The following is a 6194-nucleotide window of genomic DNA, read 5'->3' as shown; positions in this document are numbered from 1 at the left end:
GTGGCAGGCGGCTTGGGCGAAAGCCTCATCCGGCTTTCGTCCCGTCTAAATCGCCATCCCGAAAAGCGGGCGAGCTTTTCGCACTTGTTTGGCTCTCTAGCGGGTTGGAAACGTCCTGTTTCCAACCCGACTCCGCTGCGTGCTTTTCGCGAAGAACGGGTAGCTACTCGCTTAGAAGTCGTTCTCTGCTGTAAATCAAAATCCTTGGGCTATTTCTAGGGATTGACTTCAGCCCAAATCTCCGTAGGACCGATTTAACAATCCCTTGTCCCCAAAACGAATCTTGCAAAGACCTGTAAGCGTAGCTTCTCACACAATAGTGAACGATTTTAGCGGAGGGGTGATCAGGCGAATGATGCTTTCGTGGGGTTGCGAAGCCACGGTTCACCTCAGGTATTACCCTGTGGTTTGGTGAAGCTCCCACGAAAGCGGATGAGGCAGCCCCGGAGCTACTGAGAGAACGATGTGTGAGAAGCTACTTGACCCAATTCGTTCGAGCAAAGTCCTAGAGACATTACCTGAATAAATTGCATAAACAGCATCGAGACAACGCAAAGGTCCAAAAGCTGAGGTTCACCCCAAATCCCCGTAATGCCCTAACACCAGCGTTAGCGCCGCGATGGCCGCCGTCTCTGCCCGCAGAATGCGGGGTCCTAGGGATACGCTTTGCGCCTGAAGATTTTCTTGAGCCCAGAGGACTTCAGATTCCTCGAAGCCCCCTTCCGGTCCAATTAAGATTGCGATAGGTTCCTGAGGATTGAACTCTTTAAGTACCGTTTGAAGCGTCTTTGTCTTTTCATTTTCATAGGGTATGATCCACTGAGTTGTTGGCGGGAGCTGATCCTTTAGCTCTTTCCAGTCAGCGACTTGAAGAATTTTAGGTTCGCGGACCCGATGGGATTGCTTCGCCGCTTCGCCGCAGATTTTTTGCCAGCGGTCCACGCGGTCTTTAGCTTTGCTTCCCTCCAGCTTCATCACGGCACGCTTAGTGCGCAAGGGAATCAGGCCAGCCATTCCTAACTCTGTTCCTTTTTGAATGACCCACTCCATTTTTTCGCCTTTTGAGAGACCAGCTACTAAGTAAGCTTGTGTCCGAGCTTCAACTTCCGGATAGTCCTGTTCCAGGATACCACAGGTGACACTATGTTCCCCAATCGCGTTGATGATCGCTTTATACTCCGCTCCAGAGTTATCAAAACCAATAATTTCATCACCGGGAGTAAGCCGCAAAACCCGAACCAGATGATCGCGTTCCGGACCCTGAAGCCAGAACACATTCCGGCCTAGCTCTGATATCTTAAAGCGATGCATGATGTTTCCACCTCGCTCGTAGGAGCACCCATCCAGAATCTTCTCTCTTTTCAACGATTTCTAAACCATGCTCGCGCATGCCTTCTTCCACATCAAGAGAGCGATGTTCGATGATGCCCGAAGCCATAAACTCACCATCGTCTTTGAGAATCCGCTTTAAGTCCGGTAAAAGTATCAAGATGACATCGGCAATAATATTGGCGACGACTAAATCTGCTTTCCCCGTTAACACTGAGCCTAGATCTCCCTTTTGGACCTTGACCTGATTTGTTACTTGATTGAGTTCCACATTTTCTTGGGCTACTTTTACGGCCATGGAGTCTAAATCGATAGCCTCCACCTGGGCACCAAGTTTAGCCGCGGCGATGGCCAAGATTCCCGAACCTGTACCTAGGTCAAATACGCGCATCTGGGGATGAACAATATCTTCTAAAGCCTTAAGACATAGGGAGGTCGTAGCATGGGTTCCGGTGCCAAAGGCCATACCGGGATCCAGCTCGAGAATTATATCTGTGGGAGTTGGGATTACCTCTTCCCAAGTGGGCTTAATTAAAAAGCGCCGGCCGATCCGGGTCGGCTTAAAGTATGCCTTCCAAGATGTGGCCCAGTCCTCCTCTTGGACTGTCAAGCCTTTTACTTGGAGAACCCAGTCCGGAAAGCTCCTGAGCAATTCCTTCAGACCTTCATCAAGCTGCTGGAGTTTGGCTTGAAGCTCTTCATCTTCACAGATATAGCCTTTTACCACAGAAGTTCCTGTTAAAGTTACTTCCCCGAAATCATGGTAATCCCAAGTCCCTGACTCTACATAGCTCCTCAAAAGCTCCGGATCTTCAACGCTCACCCCGGGACAGCCGAGTTGATAAAAAAGATCGGCAACAGCTTCCTCACCCGCCGATGAAACAGTTACCGCAATTTCTCGCCAATTCATGCTTCAGACTCCCCTTTAATCTGCACTACCCCTTCCTCTTTAAAGAGCTAGTGCACTTTGATAATACCCTTTTTCTGCACCTTAAATATGAATAGCGGGACCTGACCCCTTGATACACTTGATTCACCATCAAAGTGAAAACTGGGACCTGCCCCTATTTCACATTTTACAAATCTATGGCATCGCGAATATTGTCTTTAACCTTCTCAAAAAAGGACTTCTTACCCATCTGCTGTTGATCGCTGGTGACATCACCAAATTCACGAAGCAATTCCTTTTGACGATCGGTGAGCTTAGTCGGGGTAGCCACGACGACCTTCACATGTTGATCCCCTCGTCCGTTGCCACGGCGATAAGGGATACCATGTCCTCGGAGGCGGAAAATAGTGCCCGTTTGAGTCCCTTCGGGTACTTTCATCTTGACCTTTCCATCCAAGGTCGGAATATCGATTTCTGAGCCTAATGCAGCTTGAACAAAGGTTATCGGCATCTCACAATAAACGTCGTTTCCTTCTCTTTCAAAGAACTTATGGGGTTTGACATTTAAAACTACATAAAGGTCGCCTGCCGGGCCACCGCGTAGTCCTGCTTCCCCGTTGCCGCTAAAACGAAGATTAAGACCATCCTCTGAGCCAGCCGGAACATTGACTTTAATGGTTTTGACTTGGCGAGTGGTGCCTTTACCGTTACATTCTTTGCAAGGGGAGGTAATAAATTGTCCCGAGCCATTGCAGGTCGGACAAGTTTTGGCTGTTTGTATCGCGCCAAAGGGAGTTCGTTGCGTAGCTTTGACCTGCCCCGTTCCATGACATTGACTACAAGTGGTCGGATGAGTTCCTGGAGCTGCACCTGAACCTTGACATTCTGTACAGGTCTCTTGGCGTGGAACTTGAATCTCCTTTTCAATACCGAAAGCAGCTTCTTCGAAGGCGATCGTCAAATCATAACGCAGATCGTTTCCTCGAGTGGGACCATTACGACGCTGACCGCCGCCACCACCGCCAAAGAACATATCGAAGATATCTCCAAACCCACCAAAATCCGCACCGCCAAAACCAGCTTGGTTCGGATCAAAGGCGGCATGGCCCATCTGATCATACTTAGCTCGTTTTTCTGAATCGCTTAAAACATCATAGGCTTCGGTCGCCTCTTTGAACTTATCTTCCGCTGCTTTATCACCGGGATTAACATCCGGATGATATTTGCGGGCTAATTTTCGATAGGCTTTTTTAACTTCTTGTTCATCCGCGCTCTTCGAGACTCCAAGCACTTCATAATAATCGCGTTTCATTGTTTCCTCCATCACTCCTAATTCACCCTCCGAAGCCATGCGCCTTTAGTACATGATGATTGGGCACAGGGAAAACCCTGTACCCAATCTCCTTTTCCTAGACTCCTCAACTTAGCACCTGTAGCATCCATAGCTAGCTTTGCTGTGCTTATTTATCATCCTTATTCACTTCAGTATATTCTGCATCAACGACATTGTCATCAGCTTTGCCTTGACCGGCTCCTGGGTCTGCCCCCATATCCGGTCCCGGTGCTTCCCCGCCCGTCTGTTGGTACATTTTCTCGATAATTGGATAAAGCACTTTTGTTACCGCTTCAGTCTTCTCCTTGATAGCTTCAAGATTTTCTCCCGCAGCAGCGGTCTTTAATTCTTCAAGCGCTTTCTTAATCGGTTCTACCTCATTTTCGGCAATCTTGCCCTCGAAGTCCTTCAAGGTCTTCTCAGTTTGGTAAACTGTCGAATCCGCCTGGTTCTTTGCATCGATTAACTCTTTGCGTTGCTTATCTTCCTCAGCATGTGCTTCGGCATCTTTTTTCATCTTTTCGATTTCATCTTGGCTTAGGCCTGTCGAGGCAGTGATAGTAACCTTTTGCTCATTGCCTGTAGCCATATCCTTAGCTGAAACATGCACGATACCGTTAGCATCAATATCGAATTTAACCTCAATTTGCGGAATGCCACGAGGAGCAGGAGGAATTCCGGAAAGCTGGAATCTTCCCAGCGTCTTGTTATAGGCAGCCATTTCCCGCTCGCCTTGGAGTACGTGGATATCTACTGATGTTTGGCTATCCGCAGCCGTAGAGAAGGTCTGGCTCTTAGTTGTAGGAACAGTTGTGTTCCGCTCTATAATCCGTGTAAATACTCCGCCCAAGGTCTCAATCCCCAAAGAAAGAGGAGTTACGTCAACGAGGATGATGTCCTTCACTTCACCTGCAAGAACTCCACCTTGAATTGCTGCCCCAAGAGCAACCACTTCATCAGGGTTAACCCCTTTATGAGGCTCTTTACCACTTAATTTTTTAATGGCGTCTTGAACAGCAGGAATCCGAGTGGATCCCCCGACCAAAATAACTTGATGAACATCGCTCCATGACAATTTGGCATCAGCTAGCGCTTGACGAGTGGGTCCAAGGCATGCCTCAACCAGATCTGCAGTCAATTCTTCGAATTTTGCTTTGGTAATATTCATATCTAAGTGGGCAGGGCCCTCAGCTGTCATGGTGATAAAGGGTAGATTTACATTGGAGGTACTCACTCCGGAAAGCTCAATTTTGGCTTTCTCAGCAGCTTCCTTTAAGCGTTGCAGAGCAACACGGTCTTTGCCCAGATCTACGCCTTGGTCCTTCTTAAATTCAGCTACCATATAATCAATCAGACGTTGGTCAAAATCGTCCCCACCAAGTTTATTATTCCCACTGGTCGCTTTAACCTCTACCATACCTTGGCTCAGTTCAAGTACTGAAACGTCAAAGGTTCCACCGCCTAAGTCAAAGACCAAAACGGTTTGATCCTCTTGCTTATCTAGACCGTAAGCTAAAGCAGCTGCCGTAGGTTCGTTAATAATCCGCTTAACTTCCAAGCCCGCGATGGTTCCGGCATCTTTAGTTGCTTGGCGCTGAGCGTCGGTGAAGTACGCAGGTACAGTGATGACTGCCTCAGTAACGGTTTGCCCTAGATAAGCTTCAGCATCTGCTTTCAGTTTGCCTAGAATCATGGCCGAAATTTCTTGGGGAGAGTAGTTCTTATCATCTATCTTCACTTTGAAATCGGTACCCATATGTCTTTTCACAGAGAGCACTGTTTTATCCGCATTAGAAACCGCCTGCCGTTTGGCCACTTGGCCAACCAGACGCTCGCCTGTTTTGGAGAACCCTACAACGGAGGGTGTTGTGCGATTACCTTCCGCGTTCGTAATTACGACCGCTTCGCCACCTTCCATAACCGCTACGCAGGAGTTTGTGGTTCCTAAATCAATACCTATCACTTTACCCATATCAATACTTCCTCCTTATTACACCTAGCAGGAAACTTTAACCATGCTAGGACGTATTACTTTTTCTTTAAGATAATATCCTTTTTGTAATTCCTCAACAACCGTGTTTTCTGGATACTCATTAGATTCTACTTGAAGCACCGCTTCATGCATATTGGGGTCAAAGGGTTGGCCTACAGCTTCGATAGCCACTAGCCCTTCTTTGGCTAAGGTCGTTTCCATTTGCTTGAAGATCATATCGACCCCTTGAGCAAACGAAGTAAAATCTTGATTAGTTTTAGATGCCAAAATAGCTCTATCGAAATTATCCAGCACCGGAAGCAACCCTTCGACAACACGCTCAGAGGCATATTTTAAGTAGTCGTCTTTTTCCTTCTGCGTCCGTTTACGATAATTATCAAAGTCTGCTTGCAGACGTTGCAAATGCGCAAAATACTCTTCAGCTTGGTTCTTACTTTGCTCGAGTTCTGCCTGCAAGGCAAGTACTTTTTCCTCTAAAGAAATATCTTGATTCCCTAAAGATTCCCTGCCTTCCGCATCATTCGCTCCCAAAATTTCTTCGATAGTATCGCTTCGATTGTCGGTTTGTTCTTGTCTACCATCTTTGTTTTCCCATCCAGACTGAGCTGATGGGGGGGTTTTCCCGCCCCAATTCACCATGATTGAAACCA

The 6194-nt window shown here is 47.5% G+C and carries 6 protein-coding genes; 1 reads left to right on the top strand and 5 read right to left on the bottom strand.

Going from position 1 to position 6194, the window contains the following annotated elements; genetic code table 11:
• On the top strand, window positions 1-219 hold a 219-nt coding region (locus AAC978_RS02270), incomplete at its 5' end, for a hypothetical protein (RefSeq protein ID WP_341546331.1).
• A 354-nt stretch (window positions 220-573) separates the two neighbouring features.
• On the opposite strand, the gene AAC978_RS02265 is transcribed toward AAC978_RS02270, so the two are convergent.
• From AAC978_RS02265 to grpE, 5 genes are all read right to left on the bottom strand, one after another.
• Complete coding sequence (locus tag AAC978_RS02265) at window positions 574-1311, bottom strand: 16S rRNA (uracil(1498)-N(3))-methyltransferase (protein WP_341546330.1); 738 nt, start codon at window positions 1309-1311, stop codon at window positions 574-576.
• Entirely contained in the window at window positions 1298-2239 is a 942-nt protein-coding gene (prmA, locus tag AAC978_RS02260; RefSeq protein ID WP_341546329.1) for a 50S ribosomal protein L11 methyltransferase, read from the bottom strand. The genes AAC978_RS02265 and prmA overlap by 14 nt, the downstream gene beginning before the upstream one ends.
• 166 nt (window positions 2240-2405) lie before the next feature.
• Window positions 2406-3530: a molecular chaperone DnaJ gene (dnaJ, locus tag AAC978_RS02255; RefSeq protein WP_341546328.1), complete on the bottom strand. Its 1125-nt coding sequence runs from the start codon at window positions 3528-3530 to the stop codon at window positions 2406-2408.
• Between the two features lie 148 nt (window positions 3531-3678).
• Window positions 3679-5523 carry a molecular chaperone DnaK gene (gene dnaK, locus AAC978_RS02250; protein ID WP_341546327.1) on the bottom strand — a complete coding sequence of 615 codons (1845 nt, stop codon included), beginning with the start codon at window positions 5521-5523 and terminating at the stop codon, window positions 3679-3681.
• Between the two features lie 24 nt (window positions 5524-5547).
• Window positions 5548-6183, bottom strand: coding sequence for a nucleotide exchange factor GrpE (gene grpE / locus AAC978_RS02245; protein WP_341546326.1), 636 nt, complete (start codon window positions 6181-6183; stop codon window positions 5548-5550).
• Window positions 6184-6194: the final 11 nt, after the last annotated feature.

The organism is Desulfitobacterium sp. THU1, assembly GCF_038181555.1.
Classification (GTDB): domain Bacteria; phylum Bacillota; class Desulfitobacteriia; order Desulfitobacteriales; family Desulfitobacteriaceae; genus Desulfitobacterium.
This window is presented reverse-complemented; position numbering and strand designations above follow the sequence as displayed.